Source organism: Bacillus paranthracis (assembly GCF_024296885.1).
In the GTDB taxonomy this organism is placed as follows: Bacteria; Bacillota; Bacilli; order Bacillales; family Bacillaceae_G; genus Bacillus_A; species Bacillus_A paranthracis.
In genome coordinates, this window is the sequence record NZ_CP101135.1 from 885,532 (window position 1) to 909,045 (window position 23,514).

General features: G+C 36.7%; 20 protein-coding genes and 1 riboswitch. Of the genes, 11 read left to right on the forward strand and 9 right to left on the reverse strand.

The genetic code is table 11. The features are described from left to right. Positions 1 to 7 precede the first annotated feature (7 nt). On the forward strand, positions 8 to 1,264 hold the full coding sequence (locus NLJ82_RS04535; RefSeq protein WP_000508186.1) for an MDR family MFS transporter: 1,257 nt from the start codon (positions 8 to 10) through the stop codon (positions 1,262 to 1,264). Positions 1,265 to 1,308: 44 nt separating this feature from the next. Here the strand turns inward: NLJ82_RS04535 and NLJ82_RS04540 are convergent, their stop codons facing one another. The 5 genes from NLJ82_RS04540 to NLJ82_RS04560 all read right to left on the reverse strand — a co-directional run bounded on the left by NLJ82_RS04540 (position 1,309) and on the right by NLJ82_RS04560 (position 7,167). Beyond that, a complete protein-coding gene (locus tag NLJ82_RS04540) occupies positions 1,309 to 1,512 on the reverse strand; it encodes a hypothetical protein (protein ID WP_001063858.1) in 204 nt (67 codons plus the stop codon). A 240-nt stretch (positions 1,513 to 1,752) separates the two neighbouring features. Continuing rightward, positions 1,753 to 2,268, reverse strand: coding sequence for a type 1 glutamine amidotransferase domain-containing protein (locus NLJ82_RS04545; protein ID WP_000037518.1), 516 nt, complete (start codon positions 2,266 to 2,268; stop codon positions 1,753 to 1,755). A gap of 28 nt (positions 2,269 to 2,296) precedes the next feature. Further along, positions 2,297 to 4,294, reverse strand: coding sequence for a catalase (locus NLJ82_RS04550; RefSeq protein ID WP_001035779.1), 1,998 nt, complete (start codon positions 4,292 to 4,294; stop codon positions 2,297 to 2,299). Between the two features lie 188 nt (positions 4,295 to 4,482). After that, on the reverse strand, positions 4,483 to 5,682 hold the full coding sequence (locus tag NLJ82_RS04555; RefSeq protein WP_000021404.1) for an ABC transporter permease: 1,200 nt from the start codon (positions 5,680 to 5,682) through the stop codon (positions 4,483 to 4,485). A 60-nt stretch (positions 5,683 to 5,742) separates the two neighbouring features. After that, on the reverse strand, positions 5,743 to 7,167 hold the full coding sequence (locus NLJ82_RS04560; RefSeq protein WP_001186309.1) for an amino acid permease: 1,425 nt from the start codon (positions 7,165 to 7,167) through the stop codon (positions 5,743 to 5,745). 147 nt (positions 7,168 to 7,314) lie between these two features. Further along, a riboswitch (Lysine riboswitch) is annotated at positions 7,315 to 7,498 on the reverse strand. A 200-nt stretch (positions 7,499 to 7,698) separates the two neighbouring features. Between NLJ82_RS04560 and racE the strand changes: the two genes are divergently transcribed. Next, positions 7,699 to 8,529, forward strand: coding sequence for a glutamate racemase (racE, locus tag NLJ82_RS04565; RefSeq protein ID WP_000109652.1), 831 nt, complete (start codon positions 7,699 to 7,701; stop codon positions 8,527 to 8,529). A 112-nt stretch (positions 8,530 to 8,641) separates the two neighbouring features. Continuing rightward, positions 8,642 to 9,727: a DUF3626 domain-containing protein gene (locus NLJ82_RS04570; protein ID WP_000422020.1), complete on the forward strand. Its 1,086-nt coding sequence runs from the start codon at positions 8,642 to 8,644 to the stop codon at positions 9,725 to 9,727. 79 nt (positions 9,728 to 9,806) lie between these two features. On the opposite strand, the gene gapN is transcribed toward NLJ82_RS04570, so the two are convergent. After that, positions 9,807 to 11,246 carry an NADP-dependent glyceraldehyde-3-phosphate dehydrogenase gene (gapN, locus tag NLJ82_RS04575; RefSeq protein ID WP_000213630.1) on the reverse strand — a complete coding sequence of 480 codons (1,440 nt, stop codon included), beginning with the start codon at positions 11,244 to 11,246 and terminating at the stop codon, positions 9,807 to 9,809. A gap of 590 nt (positions 11,247 to 11,836) precedes the next feature. Between gapN and NLJ82_RS04580 the strand changes: the two genes are divergently transcribed. The 5 genes from NLJ82_RS04580 (at position 11,837) to NLJ82_RS04600 (ending at position 18,111) form a co-directional block, all read left to right on the forward strand. Further along, the gene (locus tag NLJ82_RS04580; protein WP_000493197.1) at positions 11,837 to 13,597 is read left to right on the forward strand and encodes an ABC transporter ATP-binding protein; all 1,761 of its coding nucleotides are present in this window, start codon (positions 11,837 to 11,839) and stop codon (positions 13,595 to 13,597) included. Continuing rightward, positions 13,594 to 15,594, forward strand: a complete 2,001-nt coding sequence (locus NLJ82_RS04585) for an ABC transporter ATP-binding protein (protein ID WP_000116636.1) — start codon at positions 13,594 to 13,596, stop codon at positions 15,592 to 15,594. The genes NLJ82_RS04580 and NLJ82_RS04585 overlap by 4 nt, the downstream gene beginning before the upstream one ends. A 271-nt stretch (positions 15,595 to 15,865) precedes the next feature. After that, positions 15,866 to 16,663 carry an amino acid ABC transporter substrate-binding protein gene (locus NLJ82_RS04590; protein WP_000732854.1) on the forward strand — a complete coding sequence of 266 codons (798 nt, stop codon included), beginning with the start codon at positions 15,866 to 15,868 and terminating at the stop codon, positions 16,661 to 16,663. After that, positions 16,650 to 17,348 carry an amino acid ABC transporter permease gene (locus NLJ82_RS04595; RefSeq protein WP_041185160.1) on the forward strand — a complete coding sequence of 233 codons (699 nt, stop codon included), beginning with the start codon at positions 16,650 to 16,652 and terminating at the stop codon, positions 17,346 to 17,348. The genes NLJ82_RS04590 and NLJ82_RS04595 overlap by 14 nt, the downstream gene beginning before the upstream one ends. A gap of 28 nt (positions 17,349 to 17,376) precedes the next feature. Beyond that, positions 17,377 to 18,111 carry an amino acid ABC transporter ATP-binding protein gene (locus NLJ82_RS04600; protein WP_000623601.1) on the forward strand — a complete coding sequence of 245 codons (735 nt, stop codon included), beginning with the start codon at positions 17,377 to 17,379 and terminating at the stop codon, positions 18,109 to 18,111. 51 nt (positions 18,112 to 18,162) lie between these two features. Here NLJ82_RS04600 and sasP read toward each other — a convergent pair whose 3' ends face one another. After that, a complete protein-coding gene (sasP, locus tag NLJ82_RS04605; protein ID WP_000013338.1) occupies positions 18,163 to 18,366 on the reverse strand; it encodes a small acid-soluble spore protein, SasP family in 204 nt (67 codons plus the stop codon). Between the two features lie 356 nt (positions 18,367 to 18,722). Here sasP and NLJ82_RS04610 point away from each other — a divergent pair, with 356 nt between their 5' ends. Further along, positions 18,723 to 18,968, forward strand: coding sequence for a hypothetical protein (locus NLJ82_RS04610; RefSeq protein WP_000510467.1), 246 nt, complete (start codon positions 18,723 to 18,725; stop codon positions 18,966 to 18,968). Positions 18,969 to 18,984: 16 nt separating this feature from the next. Here NLJ82_RS04610 and NLJ82_RS04615 read toward each other — a convergent pair whose 3' ends face one another. Continuing rightward, complete coding sequence (locus tag NLJ82_RS04615) at positions 18,985 to 20,445, reverse strand: YheC/YheD family endospore coat-associated protein (protein WP_000658077.1); 1,461 nt, start codon at positions 20,443 to 20,445, stop codon at positions 18,985 to 18,987. 20 nt (positions 20,446 to 20,465) lie between these two features. Further along, positions 20,466 to 21,518: a YheC/YheD family protein gene (locus NLJ82_RS04620; RefSeq protein ID WP_000242717.1), complete on the reverse strand. Its 1,053-nt coding sequence runs from the start codon at positions 21,516 to 21,518 to the stop codon at positions 20,466 to 20,468. Between the two features lie 134 nt (positions 21,519 to 21,652). Between NLJ82_RS04620 and NLJ82_RS04625 the strand changes: the two genes are divergently transcribed. Both NLJ82_RS04625 and NLJ82_RS04630 read left to right on the forward strand, forming a co-directional pair. Beyond that, the gene (locus NLJ82_RS04625; protein ID WP_140418913.1) at positions 21,653 to 22,789 is read left to right on the forward strand and encodes a DUF445 domain-containing protein; all 1,137 of its coding nucleotides are present in this window, start codon (positions 21,653 to 21,655) and stop codon (positions 22,787 to 22,789) included. Between the two features lie 142 nt (positions 22,790 to 22,931). After that, the gene (locus tag NLJ82_RS04630; RefSeq protein WP_000164606.1) at positions 22,932 to 23,288 is read left to right on the forward strand and encodes a YlbF/YmcA family competence regulator; all 357 of its coding nucleotides are present in this window, start codon (positions 22,932 to 22,934) and stop codon (positions 23,286 to 23,288) included. Positions 23,289 to 23,514 lie beyond the last annotated feature (226 nt).

Sequence of the window (23,514 nt, forward strand, 5' to 3'; positions counted from 1 at the left end):
GGAAACAATGGGATTTTGGAGTATGCATCGAAATATAAAAATTAGAATTATAACTTCGTTTTTAACACGTACTGTATCCACGATGATTTTTCCATTTATGGCGATTTATTTTTCAATAAAGTTAGGTAGTGCGATTGCTGGTGCGTTACTACTTATTAATGTCATAGCTTCATTAGTAATTGGTTTATACGGTGGATATGTTGGAGACCGGCTCGGTCGTAAAAAAGTAATGATTATCGGTCAAAGTATACAAGTCATTTCCATCGCTTGTATGGGGATTGCGAATTCCGATTATGTAGATTCACCGTGGCTAACATTTATATTTATGTTAGTGAATAGTTTAGGATCTGGACTTATGAATCCTGCGACAGAGGCGATGTTAATTGATGTGAGTACACCTGAGAATCGAAAAGTGATGTACAGCATTAACTACTGGGCAATTAATTTATCCATTGCGATTGGAGCGATATTTGGCGGATTACTATTTGAGAACTATAGATTGCAATTGTTTATCGGATTAACAGTGATTGCAGTTATTACTTTATATGTGATGGCTGTATATATGGAAGAGGTGTATGTAGCTAGAAAAATAGTAGAGAAGAAAAATGTATTAAAAGATATGGCGGATAGTTATAAAGTCGTAATGAAAGATAAAGCATTTTTAATTTTTTGTGCAGCAAGTATATGTACATTATCGTTAGAGTTTCAAATTAATAATTATTTAGGAGTACGTTTGCAGAAGGAATTTGAAACGGTGCACTTTTTATTCGGGAATGGTGTTACGTTTGATTTAACAGGTATTCGCATGCTGAGCTGGATTTCTGCAGAGAATACAATTTTAGTTGTATTATGTTCAGCACTTCTTATTAAAATGCTGAAAAGCTTCAACGATTTGAAAATATTATATGTAGGCTTATTCATTTATACAATTGGATTTACAATACTCGGAACGAGCAATAGTTTATGGATTTTATTAATTGCAGGGCTTTTCCAAACGGTAGGCGAGATGATGTATGTGCCAGTGCGTCAATCTATTATGGCAGATATGGTACCAAATGAGGCGAGAGGTTCATATATGGCGATTAACGGAATGGTCTTTCAAGTGGCAAAAATGAACGGGGCATTGGGTGTTATGCTAGGTTCATTTATCGCATCTTGGGGCATGAGTGCTCTATATTTTATCGTTGGTATGAGCAGTATTTTATTATTTATGAAGGCGATTGGGAGAGAGAAGTATGAGGGGGAGGTTTCTCAGATTGGATAAAACGATATGAAAAGCGATGCTAGAAATCGCTTTTCATATGGCTTTTAAAACGGATCAACTTCAGCTAAATTTGGAGTGGTGCTCGGTTGTAGTAAAAGATTTTTTAACGTTCCTACTTCAGAAAGAGTGACTAATATGTAGCCACTAATCAGTACAATAAGTCCGATGACGCGTAACGTTTGTAAGCTCACTTCATTATTATTCGTTTCCGCTGGATTTGGGGGCGTTGAAGGTGGATTGTTATTCATAAATAAGGCTCCCATCTTTTGTATTTATATATGTGTAAAATCATGATTTAACTTATGGATAGGAATTGTATAGTCATTTTCACTATATGAGAACTGCTTATGAAAAGTGATTAGAAGTTCCGGGGAGAGAAAAGAGGGTGTATGAAAAGATCATTAAAAATAAGGTTCTTTTTTGTTTTTCATACAAATAAAAAGATTAATCAAAGTAGCTAAATAGCTACTTTGATTAATCTTTAATAACTATCCCAATATACGCAACGATTCTTCAATAAACGCCGGGATGTCCTCAGGTTGTCTACTTGTTACTAGCTGATTTTGGCATACGACTACTTCTTTATCGTGAAAGTTTCCGCCAGCGTTTTTTAAATCGACTTCAATAGATTTATATCCAGTGACATCGCGTCCTTCAAGTGTTTGTGCAGTGATGAGTAATTGGGGTCCGTGACAAATAGCAAAAACAGGTTTTTCCGCATCCATAAATGCTTTACTAAAGCGAACGAAACGCTCATCTGCACGAAGTATATCTGGGGAAAATCCACCCGGTATGAAGAGTGCGTCAAAGTTTTCTGGAGAAACATCATCGATACCTTTATCAATTACAACTTCACTTTTTCCTTGCTTACCGTGTACCGTTTTCCCTTTTTCTGCTTCAATAGTTGTTAATTCATATCCCTTTTGTTTAAAAGCTTCTGCTGGCTCTGTGTATTCTGTGTCCTCGAAATAATCCGTTATTAAAATAGCAATTTTTTTACTCATTCTAATCCGCTCCTTATATTATATTATATTATCGGTTCCAGAATCGTCCTTGGGCAATGCCTTCTATAAATGACTCAATTGAAGTGTTTGTTAAGTTGTAAATTCCTGCTCCATCTAATTTGATTTTACTATTGTCTAAAGCATGAGGATCGCTAAGGACATAGGCTATCGGTTTAAAGTGTTTAAAAGTAGTTTCTGCAAATTCTAAAACAGGGGGTTGAATGACAGATTCGCTACTAAACACTAATACCGCATCAAAAAGTGCAGAGTCTGCTGTTGTATAAGTATCCGTTACTTTAATGGAATCATTGAATTGATGAATTTTATTATCTATGATGCTATAGTTCATTCGGTGTTGTACAAAAGCTTGAATCCATTCGGACAGAAGGGAGACGCTTGGGTCACCATTCAATAGAATTGCCACATTTTTGGAATCAGCTTTAAAAATAGTGTTGGACATACTTAGTGCAGGTGATTTTGCATCCGAATTTATTTCGTGATTTTCTTTAGGCAAAGGGGCTCCAATCATGTTAGCGACTTCCTTTGCTAATTGACGATCGACGTGGTTTAAAAGAGCAATTACATTTGCCTTCACCATGTCTGATTTGCACTTCCCAACTTCAAAGCAAAATGCATCTTTTATGTGCTGCTTTTCAATAGGGTTCATACTATTGTAGAAAAGTTTAGCTTGCGAATAAAAGTTAAGAAAGCTTTTACTGCGCCCCCTAATTTTATGTCCATCAATCTTTTCTTGATAATGCTCATATCCGCCCTGTTCAGCTTGCACGGTTGCTGGTTGATTGTTATTTAAGCCATTAGGATGATAGCTTGTTTGACCGCGATGAATTTGCATTTGATGCATGCCATCACGTTGGTTATTATGAAAAGGACATACGGGCTGGTTAATAGGAATTTGGTGAAAATTAGGGCCTCCTAAACGAGATAATTGTGTATCTGTATAGGAGAACAATCTTCCTTGCAGAAGAGGATCATTTGAAAAATCAATACCTGGTACGACATGGCCAGGGTGGAAAGCTACCTGCTCCGTTTCTGCAAAGAAGTTATCAACATTTTTGTTCAATGTCATTTTACCAACTAGTTTTACAGGAACTTCTTCTTCTGGCCATAATTTCGTTGGGTCTAAAATATCAAAATCAAATGCATGCTCATCTTCTTCTGGAATTAGCTGCAATCCAAGCTCCCATTCCGGATAATCCCCTTTTTCAATTGCTTCATATAAATCTTGACGATGGAAATCAGGGTTTTTCCCAGCAATCCTTTGAGCTTCATCCCATACTAATGAATGAACCCCGAGGGTAGGTTTCCAATGAAATTTTACGAAGTGGGCTTTTCCTTCTTTATTAATAAGTCGAAATGTATGAACACCAAAACCTTCCATCATTCGTAAACTACGCGGAATAGCCCGGTCGCTCATCTGCCACATAACCATATGAGTAGACTCGGGATTATGTGCAACAAAATCCCAAAATGTATCATGAGCGCTAGCTCCCTGAGGAATATCATTATGTGGTTCTGGTTTAACTGCATGGACAAAATCAGGAAATTTAATAGCATCTTGGATAAAGAATACTGGCATATTATTACCTACTAAATCATAGTTACCTTCATCTGTATAAAATTTTGTGGCAAATCCGCGCACATCTCTTACTGTATCGTTGGATCCTTTAGAGCCTTGAACGGTTGAGAACCGTACAAATACAGGTGTTTTCTTTGAAGGATTAGTAAGAAAATCTGCTTTTGTATATGCCTCTAAAGATTCATAAAGCTGAAAATGACCATGTGCGCCAACTCCTCGCGCATGAACAATTCTTTCAGGAATTCGTTCATGATCAAAGTGGGTCATTTTCTCGCGAAAGTGGAAATCCTCCATTAAAGTTGGGCCTCTTAAGCCCATCTTTAAAGAAAATTCATCTTCGGCTATTGTTACTCCTTGGTTTGTTGTTAAAGCGTGTTTGCGTTGATTGTCGGTAACGTGGTGCTTCAATTGTTCCATTTTTTTATTCACAATATAGGCCCCTCCTTTACGCTGTTAATTAATAGATACCCTTTTTATTAGGACGTAAACATGTATTATCGTTTTTGTATGTAAAATTATAAAATATCGATTGTGCCGGTGATTCTTGTTTGAGGAGGAAAAATAAAAAAGGCAAGGAGAATTTATTTTCTCCTTGCCTTTTAAGATAATTCTTTTCGTTAAAACGAAGAAATGCGTTGTTTCGTTTTTGGTACAATAATAAATTTGATCGAGAGTAACCCGACAATCATAATGATAAGGCTATGTAAAAATTGACCTGTAGCAATGAGTATAACAATTGAAAATATAATGAGCTGAATGCGTAGCAATATAAAGATTAAGTGAAGAAATTGATTCAGTCGTTTTTCAGTATGAATTGGATATAATGCTACAATAATATTTCCCGAAAAATATTTCCATAGGGAACGGAGCTGCATAGAAATCATATATAGGACGATATATGCGATAGCGCCTTTTACGTATACGTTTGGTATAAAATATAAGGCAAAGGCACCGATCAACCCTAAGCGAATATATATACCGAAATAATCATTCCCGCGTAAAAATGCGAGTGTATGTAAATAGAAGAAAGTTGCTCGTTTTTTATGTAATAAAGGTTCAATCCAATTTGTAAGCCATTTTCTTTTACTTACTTGCTTATTTAGTTGCGGAACATCAGTGAAGATGCTAGCAAATTGATAAAAACGAACGTTCATTTTTTCTTCTTGCTCGATTATGTAATCCCATGGTATTCGTTTTGTAGGCTGTTTTTTCGTGTATAGAAGTAGGAAAGCAAGTAGTAAGAGTAATCCACCTAATATGAGAACATTTGCTACATAAAACAGCATATAAATGACTAGGGCGTTACAAGCAATACGAATAATCAGCCATATATTTTTTTCGTGACAATCACGCCACATCCAATGTATGTATATGTTCCAAGCTTTCGTAACCATTAAAATGATAAAGATTGTACATAAGAAAGGTATCGTTAATTGTAATGATTGCAGTGCAAGCGGAACGAGAATAAGAAACGTAAATAACAATGGGAAAAGCTGAATGATGTAATTGTATAGAAGAGATTTTTTGAAATAAGAAGTTAATTTCTCTTCTAGTGCTAGTAAATAGACAGCGTCAGGTTTCTGAATAAATGTACGAATAGGGCATCTCGTTATAATGAATGTAAGTACAATCGTGATGAGTAGTAAAGATATTCCTTTAGAAGGAGATGCTTTTAGAAACTGAGCATAATAGTATGCACCAACACATGAAATAAAGATAAAGCTATATAGTAAACCGTTAATCATACGTGCAAAGTATGTAATGATATTTTGCATATGTTGTTGGAAACGGCTGCTCCATAGTGATTCGATTGACATGTTTTTCACCTCTTTGTTCTATTATATATGTTTTGTAAAAGAAAAAACGAGCAAATTGCGTTATGCAACTTGCCCGTTTTTCTTTTCGTTATTTTTTTTCTGATCACGATTCATTAATGGATAGAAGGCAAAGCCGATTACGAATAAACCAATTCCGAGAAGGAATGTTTTTATATCGGCTGCGCCCGTTTTAATAACCCATAGTGCGTAGCAAAGTGCAATCACTGCGACTATGCCATCTGTAATTCTTGCCCGTATTTCATTTTTATACGTTTCACCAGTTGCGACTAGTTTTAACTGGAAGATTGGTGAAACGAGATATGGAATGAGGTAGGCCAGTGTCGATACAGTAATAACGAATGTATAAGCTTCCGCAATTGTTCCTGATAATGTTGAGAATAAGAACACTTGCGACATAATGTTTGTTAATCGTAATGAATAAATTGGACTTCCTTTTTTGTTTGTTTTTGTGAAGAAGGAAGGGAAGAAACCTTCTTTTGCTGCTTGATACGGTACTTCTGAGCTTAATAAAATCCAGCCTAAGATGGAACCGAATAGGGAAGTAAGAGCAAGTAATGCCATCAGTTTCCCGCCGCCATGACCCATTGCAGCGTTTAGTGCATCTGCTAATGGACGTTCAGAAGCTTGTAATTTATCAATGTGAAGTACACCCATTGTTAAAATTGTAATTCCTAAGTAAATCGCAACTGTAATAAGTAATCCCGCAACTGTTGCGCGTTTTACCGTTTTTGGAGAAACGGCCCGGTTTGATAAAAGAACCGCTGATTCAATTCCGATAAATGCCCAAAGCGTCGTAAGAGCAGCTAAGTTTACTTGTGAAAGTAGACCGTGTGATACACCTGATTTATCGATCATCGGTGTGTACCATTGTCCAAACTTAGAAGCTTCGAATGCAAATAACGTAACGACGATAAATAAAAGGAATCCAGTTACTTTCGTTGTTGTTGCTAAGAAGTTTAGCTTTCCAGCTCCGCTTACACCGTTTGTTAATATAATATGAGTTCCCCAAAGTAAGATGGAACAAATCGTAAATGTAATTAGTTTTCCGACTTCTACATTAAAAGAACCGATTGAAAATAGTAGTCGTGTATCTTTCATAATCGGGAAGAAGAGTGATAAATATCCCGCAAATGATGTAATGATGGCAACGTTACTTGCCCAGTTTGCAACCCAATATCCCCATACCATACTGAAACCAGCCATTTTTTTCTTTTTTGGTGTTGAGAATAAAGCATATGCATGACTTTGTGGTCCTGTCGTTAAATCAGGACGACGAATTGCTAAATTACCGAAAACAAGAGCTAGCATTAAAACACCAAACCCTGTTGTTAACCAAGCTAAAGTGACACCGAGAGGGCTTGCTGTTTGTGCCAACGTACTTGGCACCATGAAAATACCAGCGCCAACCATATTACCGACAACGAAAGCTGTGAGTACCCAAAAGCCCCATTTTTTTTGTTGCATAGAAAATACCTCCAAAGTTAGTATAACCAAGTCAAGCGAGGAGATATGTATGTCTTCCTGAGTCAGGAAGAGAAGTCCCAAACAAAACAAAAAAAGCACGTAATTTGCCGCTACATGCTTTCTATCTTATAAGAAACCCACGACATACCTCTCGATAGCTCTCCACAAACGAAACGTTTGTGACAGTTCTGCACTTATTAAGTAGCAGACCCAGCAAGCGTGCATGGTGGACACGGGCTTACTTCGGCAATCATTCCTTTCTCATTCGTTCATCAATGCCACTACATCTCCTGAAATGATACTCTTAATGACTGCAACCTCTACCTCACCGAGATACGAATGAGGATTTAAATATTAATTTAACGTATTTAAGAGTAACAAATGAATTTTTATACGTCAATGGATATAATAATAATCAGATTATAGAGAAGAGTTTGTGATTAAAAGCAAGAGGGATTATTATGTAATATTGAATTTTCATAATATAATAAATGTTGTTGGCGCTAGATGATTGAAAAGGGGATGAAGTATATGTCTGTATGTCATAAACATTCAGTAATAGGTGTGTTAGATTCGGGAGTTGGGGGATTAACAGTTGCGAGCGAAATTATAAGACAATTGCCTAAAGAGAGCATTTATTATATTGGTGATAATGAACGTTGTCCGTATGGGCCAAGAAGTGTAGAAGAGGTACAATCTTTCGTATTTGAAATGGTTGAGTTCCTCAAACAGTTTCCGTTAAAAGCTCTAGTTGTAGCATGTAATACTGCTGCAGCTGCTGCATTGACTGCGCTGCAAGAAGCACTTTCTATTCCGGTTATTGGCGTTATACATCCAGGAGCAAGAGCGGCAATTAAAGTGACGAAGAAAGGGGAAATCGGAGTAATTGGAACTGTAGGTACGATAAAATCTAATATGTACGAAAAAGCATTGCATGAGCTTGATACATATTTGAAAGTGCATAGTCATGCGTGCCCGACCTTAGCTACAGTTGTAGAAAATCAATTAGAAGATACAGCATATGTAACCGAGCAAGTAAAACAAGCTTTACTGCCATTAACGAAAGAAGATATAGATACGTTAATTCTTGGGTGTACGCATTATCCACTTTTAGAGTCTTATATTAAAAAGGAACTAGGAGAGGATGTAACGATTATTAGTTCTGCAGAAGAAACAGCGATAGAGTTAAGCACAATTTTACAGCATAAAGGAATTTTGTCTGACAATCTGAATCCTGAGCATCGATTTTTTACAACAGGCTCTGCCTTATCATTTGAACATATTGCTGAGCGTTGGCTAGGATATCACATTTCTGTAGAATGTGTGGATTTACCCGTAAAGAATGCTCGCATCTGTAATTAGACTGTATGAAAGTACTTTTTGTTCAATAAATCAGGTTAGTTGCATAAGAAGGAAAAAATGCACTTTTAATTGAAAGGATTAAGGTCATTTCAATTAAAGGGGAGATTGGATTATGGAATTATTAAGGTCTCAATTATTTGCTTTAGAGTATATTTCAAAATATGCAGAGAACGAAAAACGTGAGGCGAAAGCAACAATTAATCATATACTTAACATGTGTAATATTACAGATGAAATATTTGAAGAAGTTGTCGCTAACTTAAAATCTCATGCAAGGATTGCTTTACACTTTCATCCAGACAGACTCGATTCGAGTATGAAAAGTGTTGCTGAAGCATTGTTTGAACAAGGAATATATAAAAGTCAGTTTGAAACATTGCTATCTAATGGAAGTGTGTCTGCTTATCCTGGCGGTGAACGTGACCTTTGGGAACAGAGAATATTTGGAGGAGCATATCAATTGGAAGGTGTAACGAATGATCAACGGCCAAAGTATGGGGCGCTAAATTTGATGTTACATCCAGATGGGCCGGCTCCGCGTTTTGGATCCTGTTATTTTCTCTTATCTCCAAAAGTTTCTTATCGCTCTACATATACGTATTTAGATTCGCATCAAGATCCAAAAGAAAAGGGGACTTATGAGGAGTTTGATATGATTTTAGCTGCTCTTTTGGAAGAAACATTCGTAAGAGAGTTTGCAATTGGTGAAGGGAATTTGACTCCAACAAGATTAGTTAATCATTTACTGGCTAACCTGGAAAGGCCGTTTATAGATTTAGTAAACAAAGAGTCAGCCCGTAACCTTAATCATTATATTGAAGCGCAAGTTCATGGAGATATTTCTCTTAAAGAAGACGTGGAAGCTCTTGTTGTAGATCCTTCATTTAAGGGTACGGATGTAGGAAGAAAATTAGAAGGGATTTGCCTGAAGTATGCTATTGATTTGTATTGGCACACGGGTTTTGTACTTATGGTAGACGACGTTCCAATGGATTTTAGAGGTTCAAAAATGCCATCTTTAGCAAGACGCATTGCACGGAATCATTGTATCGATGCAAATATAATTGGTTCTGCTGTAGCGGATTTGAAACGCAATCCATTATCTTGGAGTGATCGTGGAACTTATGAAGAAGTGCTTCAGGAATTAAAATTATTATGGCATGTTTTAGTTCGATTTGGAAAACCAAATCGGAAGTAGAACGAAATCCTTCGTTTTTGGGAAGTATCTATATAAAAAAGAAGCTGATCTAATTTTAGATCAGCTTCTTTGTATAAGATTAAACTAAGTTTAATACAGTTACTTTTTCACGTGTCATAGACTCAAGGCTCTTACGAATACCTTGTGCGCCCATACCTGAACCTTTTACACCGATGAATGGGAAGTGGTCAGGGCCGCGCTCTGTGCGTCCGTTAATTTGAACAGAACCAGTTTCGATTTTGTTAGCAATTGCAAATGCTTTGTTAATGTCTTTAGTGAAGACACTTGCTTGCAGACCGAACTCTGATTTGTTAGCAATTTCAATTGCTTGCTCATCTGAAGAAACACGGATGATTGGAAGGATTGGGCCAAATGGCTCTTCCCAAGCAACTTTCATTTCTTCAGTTACGTGGTCGATTAATGTTGGGTAAATTAAGTTACGCTCACGTTTGTTACCGATAACAATCGTAGCACCTTTTTCTACAGCGTCGTCAACTAAACCTTGAACGAAGTCAGCAGATTTATCGTCGATTAATGGAACGATTGTGCTGTCTTGTTCTGGAGATCCAACTGAGAGTTCAGCTACTTGCGCTTTTAATAAGCCAACAAGCTCGTCTGCTACGTTTTCGTGTACAAGTACACGTTTAATAGCTGTACAACGTTGACCAGAGTAAGAGAATGCACCGCTTACGATATGGTTTGCAGCATCTTGTAAGTCAGCATCTTCACGAACGATACCAGGATCTTTACCACCAAGTTCTAATACAAGTGGAATCATGGAAGCTTTTTTCGCTAAATGTTTACCTGTGTTTGTACCACCTGTGAACGATACCATATTGATACCTTCGTGTTCTACTAAGTAGTCACCAATTACAGAACCGCGTCCTGTAGCTACGTTTACTAGGCCTTTTGGAAGACCAGCTTTATGAAGTGCTTCAACCATTTTAATACCACTAATTGCACCTTGAGTGGCTGGTTTGAAAATAACAGCGTTACCCATAATTAATGCTGGTGCAAGTTTTGCAGCAGATAAATTTACTGGGTAGTTAAACGGTGCGATTGCTAATACAACACCAAGTGGTGCGCGTTGGATAATCGCAAGTTTAGATTTTGTACCGCCCGGGAAGCTATCGCCCATCATGCTTTCTCCGTGCATATGTAAAGCTTCTTCGATTGTGTAACGAATGAAGTCAGCTGTACGAACAACTTCTTTCTTCGCATCTTTATATCCTTTACCGACTTCTTTCATAATGATATCGGCAATTTCATCTTGCATATTTACGAGCTCATCAGCCCATTTATATAAATACTTTGCGCGATCTTGTAGAGAAGCTTCCGCCCATGATTTTTGAGCTTCTTTTGCAGATGCAATTGCTTCATCTACTTCTCCGCGAGTAATTGCTTGTACTTGTCCAATTACTTCGTGTAAGTATGGAGATGGAATTTCGATTGTTTCTCCTGAAGAGCTTTCTCTCCATTCTCCATTTAAATAAAATTTGTACGTATTGCTAGTTGTCATGATTAGTCCTCCTAAAATAGCAACTTGTAAGAGTGAGTATAAGGTGATTGTAGGGGGTTTGATAACATTTTTCAAATGAAATGTTTGTGAAAACGATTTCTTATTCCTTTTTTATTTTGTATGCCCTTTCTTGCAGAACATTCTCTTATTTCAAACTGATGCATCATATATTTTTATTCCATGTGTAAAAAAACAATTGACAGAATACTCAATAAAGTTGTAAGATTATAAATGGAAAATAAATGAAGGGAGTGTGCGTAATGATTGTAATCGTAAATGTAATGGGTTTAGCTCTGTTAAATGGCAGAAAACATTTATATCATTACGCAACCCGTGCGGATATATAGGGCATCTTTGTCTTATAAAAAGCGTACGTTGCGTATATCGTAACGTACGCTTTTTATGCATTTTTGTGCATATCGTCAAGCGGCGGTATGCTTTTTTTTGTTTGTTTTCCATGCTACTATATAAAACTTTGGAAGGTGGAAAAATGTGATGAGATTGTATGGGTTACGAAATGTAAATGTGATGGGTCTGGATAGTGGATAGAGAAATGAGAGGTAAACGAGAACGAGAAGGGAGAGATTACATTGTTTTCAGTATTACTAAAGTTAAAGTGGTTTTTTAAAGAGCATTGGAAGAGATATAGTATCGCCATTGGAGCTCTTTTAATTGTGAATATAGTTGAAGTTATTCCCCCGAAAGTGTTAGGGGTTACGATTGATAATATAAAAACAGGAACGTTATCAAACGAAGCTATTATACAGTCTATTCTTATTTTAATTGGGGTTACCATAGTTGGATATGGTCTCACTTTCGTATGGCAACATCAATTGTTTGGTGGTGCATTCGTACTGGAGAAGACGATGCGCTCTAAATTTATGGGCCATTTACTTAAGATGACGCCGACTTTTTATCAAAAAAATCGTACTGGTGATTTAATGGCGAGAGCGACAAATGATTTAAAAGCAATCGCTATGACAGCTGGTTTCGGTATATTAACGCTCGTTGATTCGAGTTTATATATGCTTACGATTGTCTTTATGATGGGATTTACAATTAGTTGGGAGCTTACATTTGCAGCACTTATACCGCTTCCAATTATGGCGTATGCGATGAATATATATGGAAAGAAATTGCATGAAAGATTTACAGTTGCGCAAGATGCGTTCGGTGATATGAACGATAAAGTACTAGAATCGATCGCTGGCGTGCGCGTTATTCGTGCGTATGTACAAGAGAATGCAGATCAGGAAAGATTTCATCAATTAGGAGATGACGTCTACGAAAAGAATATGAAAGTAGCTAGAATTGATGCACTATTCCAGCCAACTGTGAAAATGCTTGTCGGTCTTAGTTATTTAATTGGTTTAGTGTACGGTGCATATCTTGTATTTCAATCAAAGGTGACACTTGGTGAACTTGTGTCCTTTAACGTGTATTTAGGGATGATGATTTGGCCGATGTTTGCAATTGGCGAATTAATTAATGTTATGCAAAGAGGAAATGCGTCACTCGACCGTGTAAATGAAACGTTAGCGTATGAACCGGATGTTAAGGATCCGAAACATCCAAAGCTTGTACAAGAGCCGGATTATATTCAGTTTGATGACGTTACCTTTTCATATCCTTCATCAACTGAAACAAATTTAAAAAAGGTTTCGTTTACATTAAAACAAGGGGAAACGCTTGGGGTTGTTGGAAAAACAGGAAGCGGAAAAACGACGCTCGTACGTCAGCTTCTTCGTCAATACCCGCTTGGAGACGGGGATATTGCAGTCTCTGATGTGACGTTAGATCAAATGAAGAATGAAAATGTACTCGGCTGGATTGGATATGTACCGCAGGAACATATTTTATTCTCAAAAACAGCGCGGGAAAATATTTTATTCGGAAATCGAGAAGCGACGGAAGAAGAACTTGAGAAAGCGATTGAAATTGCGGCGTTTAAAAAGGATTTAGAGTTTTTACCAGAAGGGTTAGAAACGCTCGTCGGAGAGAAAGGTGTTTCTTTATCAGGAGGGCAAAAGCAAAGGATCTCGATTGCGCGAGCTGTTATTCAAAATCCAGAAATTTTAATTTTGGACGATTCTTTATCAGCTGTTGATGCTCGTACGGAAGCAGCGATCATTGAAAATATAAGAACAGAGAGAAGTGGAAAGACGACGATTATAACGACGCACCGTTTATCTGCCGTACAACATGCGGATTGGATTCTCGTTATGGATGAAGGGGAAGTAATAGAAGAAGGTACGCATGATCAGCTTATCCAAAAGGGAGGCTGGTATGCGGAACAGTTTGAAAGACAACAGGGAGAAAGTGAAAGTGCGGATAGTGGGGTGAAAATATGAGCGTTTCAAAACGATTGTTTCAATATGCGATGAAAGTGAAAGGAACGATTTTTGCAGCGATGCTAATGTTATTTATTTTCGTCATCGCAGAGCTTGCTGGTCCTTTCGTCGCGAAAACGATGATTGATGATCATATCGTTGGAATAGAGAAACCTTGGTATGAAACAGAAAAGAGTGAAGAGGCTGTTTCGTATAATGGCACCTTTTATAAGAGAAGTGATCGCTTCCAGGAAGGTGAGAAAAAAGGAAAAGAAGTACGCGTGATGCAAGTCGGTTTTCAATATTATTTTGTACCGAATAAAGTAAATGTGGAAGGATCACGGACTGTAAAAGGTGATATGATTACCGTTCAAAATGGTAAGGCGGTGCAAGTGTATAAAGCGAAAGCATTGACGAAAGAAGAAGTGTTTGCGTTTTATAAACCAGAAATAAACCGACTATTATTACTTGGTGGAGGCTATTTTGCTTTATTAGTAGTCGTATCATTGTTTGCATACGGAAAGCAGTTTTTCTTACAGAAGGCAGCGAACAAAATTATTCAAATTATGAGGGAAGATGTCTTTTCTCATATTCAAACGTTGCCAATTCGTTATTTCGATCATTTACCAGCAGGGAAAATTGTGTCGCGTGTAACGAATGATACGGAAGCCATTCGTGATCTATACGTAACGGTACTTGCGACATTCGTTTCTAGTATCATCTATATTATTGGGATATTTGCCGCGCTATTTTTACTCGATGTAAAATTGGCGACGTTATGTTTACTTATTATCCCGATTTTAATCATTTGGGCAATTCTTTATAGAAAGTATGCGTCTGTATACAATCATAAAATGCGCTCTCGTTTATCTGATATTAACGGAACAGTGAATGAATCCATTCAAGGGATGCCAATTATTCAAGCGTTCCGTCAAGAGCGTGAAACGAAAAAAGAGTTTGAAGAATTAAATGGTGATTATTTTAAGTATCAAAATAAAATTTTGAATTTAAATGCAGCAACTTCTCATAACTTAGTAGGTGTATTAAGAAATATCGCTTTCACAGGTGTGATTTGGTATTTCGGTGGTGCTTCATTAAGTGCTACAGGCGTCATTTCTCTAGGGATACTATATGCGTTCGTTGATTATTTAACACGATTATTCTCACCGATTACAAATATGGTGAATCAGCTTGCTAACTTAGAACAATCGCGCGTTGCATCAGAACGTGTTTTTGAATTATTAGAGGAAAAAGGGGAAGCAGTAGAAGAAGAACGTATACCTCGCTTACAAGGAAATGTGAAGTTTGATAATGTGTCGTTTTCTTATAATGGAAAAGATGAAGTGTTAAAAAATATTTCATTTGAAGCGAAACAAGGCGAGACAGTCGCACTTGTCGGTCATACTGGCTCAGGAAAAAGTTCCATTATGAATGTACTCTTTCAGTTTTACGAGTTTGAAAAAGGAAAGCTTACAATTGACGGTCATGATGTAAAAGAGATGCCGAAACAAGCAACTCGTGAACATATGGGAATTGTACTGCAAGATCCATTTTTATTTAGCGGAACAGTAGCATCTAATGTTAGTTTAGAAAATGAAAATATTTCAAAAGAGCGCATCGTAAAAGCATTGCGTGATGTAGGTGCTGAAAGATTTGCGAACAATATAAATGAAGAAATTACGGAGAAAGGAAGTACACTTTCAACCGGAGAACGTCAGCTTATATCGTTTGCTAGGGCGCTCGCTTTTGACCCAGCCATTTTAATTTTAGATGAAGCGACATCTAGTATCGATACAGAAACAGAGGCGATGATTCAACAAGCGCTAGAAGTTGTGAAAAAAGGAAGAACGACATTTATTATTGCCCACCGTCTTTCAACAATTAAAAGTGCAGATCAAATTATCGTGCTTGATAGAGGGACGATTTTAGAAAAAGGGTCTCATGATGAATTAATGAAAAAGCGCGGGCGTTATTACGATATGTACAAAACGCAAATGGAAGGGAATCAGAGCGCTTAATAGGTATGGGGAGGAACTTGTGATTTTCACAAGTTCTTTTTTAGTGAATCACGGCAATTAAATAAGAAGTATTATTTTACCTTTCGTACAATAAATGCTATATTAAAAAATGTTACTTATTTTTTGTATGTAGCATTATTTTTCCTTTTTGTTTGATTATGAAGAAAAAGGATAAACTAAATAAGAACATTTTCATTGAAAAATTGTTCAAGATTGCATACAATCAATATAGTTTTTAAATTCCTATCAGAATACTTGGAGGATTACCATCATGAAGAAATTATTTTCAGTACTTGCAGTAACTACATTAGCGATCGGGATTGTAGCCGGCTGCGGTAAAGAAGAGAAAAAAGATACAGCTAGTCAAGACGCGTTACAAAAGATTAAACAAAGCGGTGAACTTGTAATTGGTACAGAAGGTACATACCCACCATTTACGTTCCACGATTCAAGCAATAAATTAACTGGATTTGACGTTGAACTATCAGAAGAAGTTGCAAAACGTTTAGGTGTAAAACCTGTATTTAAAGAAACGCAATGGGATAGCTTACTTGCTGGTTTAGATGCAAAACGTTTCGATATGGTTGCAAACGAAGTTGGTATTCGTGAAGATCGTCAAAAGAAATACGACTTCTCTAAACCATACATTTCATCTTCAGCGGCATTAGTTATCGCAAAAGATAAAGATAAACCTGCTACATTTGCTGATGTAAAAGGATTAAAAGGAGCACAATCTTTAACAAGTAACTATGCAGATATCGCTAAGAAAAATGGTGCGGAAATCGTTGGTGTAGAAGGATTTAGCCAAGCAGCAGAACTATTAGCTTCAGGACGCGTTGATTTCACAATCAATGATAAATTATCAGTGTTAAATTATTTAGAAACGAAAAAAGATGCGAAAATTAAAATTGTAGATACAGAAAAAGAAGCTTCAGAAAGTGGATTCTTATTCCGTAAAGGTAGCACTAAGCTTGTACAAGAAGTAGATAAAGCGTTAGAAGATATGAAAAAAGACGGTACGTATGACAAAATAACGAAAAAATGGTTTGGTGAAAATGTATCTAAGTAGTGCATTGATTTCAGATCGATTGTCTACTTGGCTAGATATTATGCAGACTTCCTTCATGCCTATGCTGAAGGAAGCTGTTTTTACGACAATTCCATTAACGCTTATTACATTTATTATCGGTCTTATACTGGCAACGTTAACGGCGCTTGCACGTATTTCAGGTAGTCGTATTTTACAATGGATTGCTCGTATCTATGTATCTATCATTCGCGGAACGCCACTTCTTGTACAGTTATTTATCATTTTCTATGGTCTCCCAACTCTTAATATTGAAGTTGAGCCATATACAGCAGCAGTCGTTGGATTTTCATTAAATGTCGGTGCGTATGCATCTGAAATTATTCGTGCTTCTATCCTTTCAATTCCGAAAGGGCAGTGGGAAGCTGCTTATACAATTGGGATGACATACCCACAAGCGTTAAAACGTGTTATTTTACCGCAAGCAACGCGCGTATCAATCCCGCCGCTTTCGAATACATTTATTAGCTTAGTGAAAGATACTTCATTAGCATCGTTAATTTTAGTAACAGAAATGTTCAGAAAAGCACAGGAAATTGCGGCAATGAACTACGAATTTTTAATTGTTTATTTCGAAGCAGGTCTTATTTATTGGGTTATTTGTTTCTTATTATCAATCGTACAACAGATGTTAGAAAAGCGTTCAGAACGCTACACATTAAAATAATCCTTTTACAAAAGGAGTTTTTGTTTTTATGATTTCAATTCAGCACTTACAAAAAAGTTTCGGAGATAATACCGTACTAAAGCATATAGATTTAACAGTTGAGAAGGGCGAGGTTGTTGTTATTATTGGGCCGTCTGGGTCTGGTAAAACGACATTCCTGCGTTGCCTTAACGTATTAGAAACGCCAAACGCTGGTCATATTCGTATCGGTAATAAAGAGCTTAACTTCTCTCAAAAAGTAACGAAGAAAGATATTGTCAACCTTCGTACGCAAACAGGTATGGTATTCCAGCACCATAATCTATTCCCGCATTTAACAGCACTTCAAAATGTAATGGAAGGGCTCGTTACAGTGAAAAAGATGGGGAAAGAAGAAGCGAAGAAAAAAGCAAACTATTTCCTTGAAAAAGTGGGTCTAGCAGATAAAGTGGATTTATATCCGTTCCAATTATCAGGCGGACAACAACAGCGCGTTGGAATTGCTCGCGCGCTTGCAATGGAACCAGAAGTGTTACTATTTGATGAGCCGACGTCAGCGCTTGATCCTGAACTCGTTCAAGAAGTTCTGAAGGTCATGAAAGAGCTTGCTAAAGAAGGCATGACAATGGTCATTGTAACGCATGAAATGCGCTTTGCACATCAAATTGCGAACCGTGTTATTTTCATGGATGGCGGTGTCGTTGTCGAACAAGGTACACCAGAAGATGTATTTACAAATCCAAAAGAAGAACGTACGAAGAAGTTTTTACAAATGTTGCAATAAATGAAGGAAGGTCTCAAGGCATATGCCTTGAGACCTTTTTGCCATATATATTTATTTGTGGAATCCGCCAAGGCTTTGCTCAGCCATTGCAACTAGACGTTTTGTGATTTCGCCACCAACAGAACCGTTAGCACGAGCTGTAGAATCTGCTCCTAATTGTACACCAAATTCTTGAGCGATTTCGTATTTCATTTGGTCGATTGCAGCTGTTGCTCCTGGTACTACTAATTGATTTGAAGAATTTTGGTTTGCCATAGGAATATATCCTCCTTAGAGTTATAAAAATTTTTTTGGTTGGACTAGCTGGAGTTGAACCAGATTATCGCCCCGTTTGGCGCTAATCCATCGGTAATTAAGTTTGTACTCATAGTATGGATGTTACCTAGAAAGATATACGAAATAATAATTTGTAAATTTTGTAAAAAAATCTTAGTGATTTCGTAAATTATGAAATAAGAGTAATCGTTGTATTTTTTAGAAAGAAGGCTAAACTAAGAGCGATATGAAATATATTTTTCTTTTTGTATCCTGCTATTTTGAGGTAAATGTAAGTAAGAATGGGGCAAGCTGCTCCTATACGTAGCTAGATACAATTATATGGAGGAATCGTGATGGGGATTTGCCCGCTTTGCAACGCATTAGAATCACAAACATATTCTTGTCAAAATTGCCAAAGTATACTCCAAGATTATGGGAAGGCTGTAGATTACATAGACGATTATAGTGCGTATATGGACCAAGAATTATTAAGTGCAGTAGATGGATTGACACATAATAATTCAAATGAATATTGCAATCATATTTTTTATTGCGGAGTATGTAACGTGGAAACAGAGTTTGTAGTAAAACTTGTGTAAATAGAAAACTTCCACCTTATAAATGAGGTGGAAGTTTTTGTTTTTGTATTTGTGAGTGAATCATAGGAGACGGGATATGCTCGTTATTTGAGGAAGTCTCTAATTTTATTTGAGACATTTTTTCTTTTGTATCGCGCAAAGAATGTTCAGTTAAGTAGATGGCATATTCGTAAAATAATTGGCGCGTTAGTTCACTCTGTTCTTTTAACTTGGCATCTTGGAATACAGTTCGCCCAGGTTTAGAGTTTGCTTCAAAGAGCCACGGGTTTTCCTGCGTGTCTAAACCGATATCAAAACCGATTTCTCCAATATTTCCGGTTACTTGTTCATCGAGTGCGTAACTAATTTGTAAGGCTGTATGTTTTAATTTATTTTCAATTTGAATTTGTTTCGTTGAATCAGGAAAAAGTTCTTGCAGCAATTTCGTATCGCCACCGCTATTTACATGCGTTGTTAAGCTACCTTTGCCAGCAATTTTTGCGACGATTGCACTGACCATCCATTGGCCGAAATGATTTTTATTTGTATGAATGCGGAAATCAACAGGCTGCCCATCGAAGCGTAGCAAGGAGATACCTTGTTGTACGATAAACTTTTTTAAATCATGTCCTTTTAACACATGGTTCAGAAGTGTTTCTAATGATTGGTACTTTCTTAGTTTATTTTCTTCATTTTCGCGATAACGACAGTAGTAGCAATTCTCTGTTTGGGAATAAAATATTTGATGAATGTTTCTACCGAAGCTACCATGAATCGGTTTCATATAAATGGATTTATACGTTCCGAGAAATCGTTCCACTTGTTCGAAGTGCTGAAATGTTTCTGTGTTTGGTAATAGCGGCATAATGGATTCATCTTTCATAAGAAGTTGATGCACTTCCCATTTATTAAAAAAACCTGGGTTAAACCATGGAATCGCATAGTCATGCTCTAACTTTCTTTTTGCTCTTACGATCGGTTTATAATTTTCGGCTTTCCGATTTGGTAATCGATCGTAAATGACATTCGGTAAAGGGACTTTTTTCTTTATCCATTTTTCCTCATGAAAGAAATACCCTTCAATTGTTTCGTCTTCCCAGTCTATATGTTGCACACCAAAAACGAATACAAATGGTCGTAAGGTGAATGGTGGCGTTAGTAACTCGCCAAGAGAAGTTGAACGGTTCCCTAAAGGATTAGAAGCGTCATCGTTAAAACCAGTTGTGAAAATCCCGATTAATGGTCCGAAAATAATCGTTTGGTTTTGTGTGAATGCATGGATAGTAGTGGAATGAGGCAGTAAAAGTTTCTCTGCAATTTGTTTTCCAATAATGATTTCGCGAGTAAAGGAATAATGAATTTTTACCTCTTCACTTGCAACATGGCGTAGGCCGAAGGAAAGGGATGTAATTGGTGGTGTGATGGAAAAAATATAAGGTAAAGTAATACTATTTGGATGTTCATCTGAAATATTTAACGTATATATGTGCTCTTTCAAAATAGACTTACCCCCTTTCTTTATGGTGTAAAGCGACTAAATTGTAATGGTCCATGATATATTTTTTCGGCTAATGAATCACTATGGCGAATGTAATGTTCGTAAGGGGGAATCGTGTTGACATACATAAGCCAAATTGCCCCTTTTTGATCCATAATAGTGGAAAGCTCTAGCTCGAATAATGAAGAATAAGATGCATCTAGCGTTTGAAACACTTCATTTATAATGTCTTGTAAAGCGTCTTGTAACAATTGTACACCGGTATTAGATAGTACGTATTTAATTTTTGAAAATGCATGCAGAGAGGAATCGTCGGTTACCGAAAGTAAAAGTTGATTCGGAAATGAACTTTTTTGTATAAACTGACCGATAACGTTCCACTTCTGTTCTTTATTTTTTTGTAAAATGGTTCGAATATGGAGTGGGTATGTTAATTGATTTGGAGGTTGCAGCATTGTATGCGTGATGTAACGTGCTGATCGTATATGAGATTTGTACCAAGATATAAATTCATCAGTCCGTTTAATTGGAGTAGAAGTATGGTAGGCATCATTTATCGTATCAACATGAAACGTTTTATTTTTATAAACGACCCGGTACAAACTTTCATTGGAATGTGCGTTAGTAGGACGTATAATAATATCTTTTGTTTTTAATAACAGTTTGAAAACGTTGTGTATCGTTGCTATTTCAAATTTTGGTATATAAGGAGATAATTTTTTATTCGTGAGAAATACATCATGTAGTTTGCTTAAGTCAATGAGTGTGTTATTTAAAAAGGTAGTGGAAGGACGATTGTGTAATGAGCGAATAATTGACTTTGCTTTTTCGACGTCTGTTTCCTCGTTAAAAGAAGAACGATCATATATATAAGAAGGAATAGGGAATATTTGCTCTTTCCATTTTCCTGTATCCGTATCATAAATCAGACCAGAAACAAGATCTGTTTTAGGATCAATACCAAATGGCGTAAACTGGGCAACGACATTATGATAAAGCCGAGCGCGTTTAGCGATTTCGGTGTAATACGTTTGCTCATAATGAGGGTGAGAAGTTAAAATACCGAGAACCAACGAAATCACTCCTTTACTAACAAAATGTTGGCATAATAGGCGAAGCTATATATTGCAAATACGTTTTTATACCATTATACTTTTGTCCGTATGATGATATGCTATAGTTTTGGAGAAGCGAAAGGTTGATTGTAATGAATATATGGTTAAGTATGTTAACGACGACAGGGCTCGGAGCAATTATTGGAGGATTTACAAATCATTTAGCGATAAAAATGTTATTTCGTCCTCATCGCCCTATATATATTGGGAAGTTTCAAGTGCCATTTACACCAGGATTAATTCCGAAGCGCCGCGATGAGCTTGCTGTTCAATTAGGGAAAATGGTTGTAGAACATTTGTTAACGCCAGAAGGAATCGGCAAGAAGTTAACAAATGAAGAGTTTCAAAAAGGTTTAATCCACTGGGCACAAGTAGAAGTGGATAAAGTAATTACGAATGAACAGTCACTGCGACACATGTTAGAAAAATGGGACGTAGCGCATGTAGAAAAAGAAGCAACTGAGAAAATCGAACAGGTGATTACAGAAAAGATTCAGTCATTTTTAGAAGAGTACTATACATATACATGGGAACAAGCTTTACCTCATTCTGTTCATGAAAAAATAGAGAATGCAATTCCAAATGTCTCAGCGTTTATTTTAAAGCGAGCAATTCATTTTTTTGAAAGTGAAGAAGGGAAATCTCGTCTTTCAAAAATGATTGATGATTTCTTTGCTTCTAGGGGGACATTGCTTAACTTAGTCGGAATGTTTTTAGGGAATGTAAGTGTAGTGGATCGTGTGCAGCCTGAGGTTATTAAGTTTTTAGGGCAAGATGGCACAAAGCAGCTTTTAACTGAAGTACTGCAAAAAGAGTGGGAAAAGTTAAAAGGAAGAGATGTAAAAGAAGTAGAAACGTTTGTAGAAAAAGAAATGATTGTAAGCTCTATATTGTCAGCAGTTAAAGTTGAGGAAACAGTAAGTAAATTTTTAAATCAATCTGTGCAGCAAGTATGTGAGCCAGTTCGAGAAACAATTATGGAAAAGGTAGTTCCAAGTGCAGTAACGAAAGGCTTGAAGTGGGGAGCAGAAAACGTAGCGAGTATACTAAATAATCTCCACTTGGCTGAAATTGTGCAGCAAGAAGTGTCCACATTTTCCACGGAGAGACTAGAAGATTTAGTGCTGTCCATTACAAAAAATGAACTGAAAATGATTACGTATTTAGGTGCCTTATTAGGCGGTATGATTGGAATTGTGCAAGGGTTATTACTGTTGTTTCTGAAATAATAAGATATGTACATACAAATAAAAGTGAAATTTCTTCACATCTCTTGCATAGTTTGATATGGTAAGAAGAGGTGCGTATGTAAATGCACGTAAAAGGCAGTGCGTATGATAAGCGCTAGCCTTCTAAAGGAGGAAAAATAAAATGACAAAAAACATTCATGATGTAGCATATGAATTACAAAAAGCAATCGCTGAAAACGATGACTTCAAAACGTTAAAAGAGAGCTACGCAGCAGTTCAAGCTGATGCAGCTTCAAAGAACTTATTCGATGAGTTCCGCACAATGCAACTTAGCCTACAACAAAAAATGATGCAAGGTCAAGAAATCACTGAAGAAGACAACCAACAAGCACAAGAAGTTGTAGTTCGCATTCAACAAGATGCTAAAATTACAAAGTTAATGGAAACTGAGCAACGCTTAAATGTTGTAATCGGCGACGTTAACAAAATTATCATGAAGCCACTTGAAGAATTATATAGCGCGCAACAACAAGCGTAATAGTGGAAGACGCCCCTGTATAGGGGCGTCTTTTTTGTTACTTACAAGAATTTATAATCAAACCTTTCGTATATTTTCGTTTAAACGCATTTGTATTGCGGTGAAGTATTCCTAATATTTATTGAAAAAAATCATAGTTTGTAAAAGTATTTTAGGATCATCCTGCAGTAATCGTTTATCTATTTCGTAAGGACGCATTAGTTCTTCGGTGAAATAATTGTAAGTC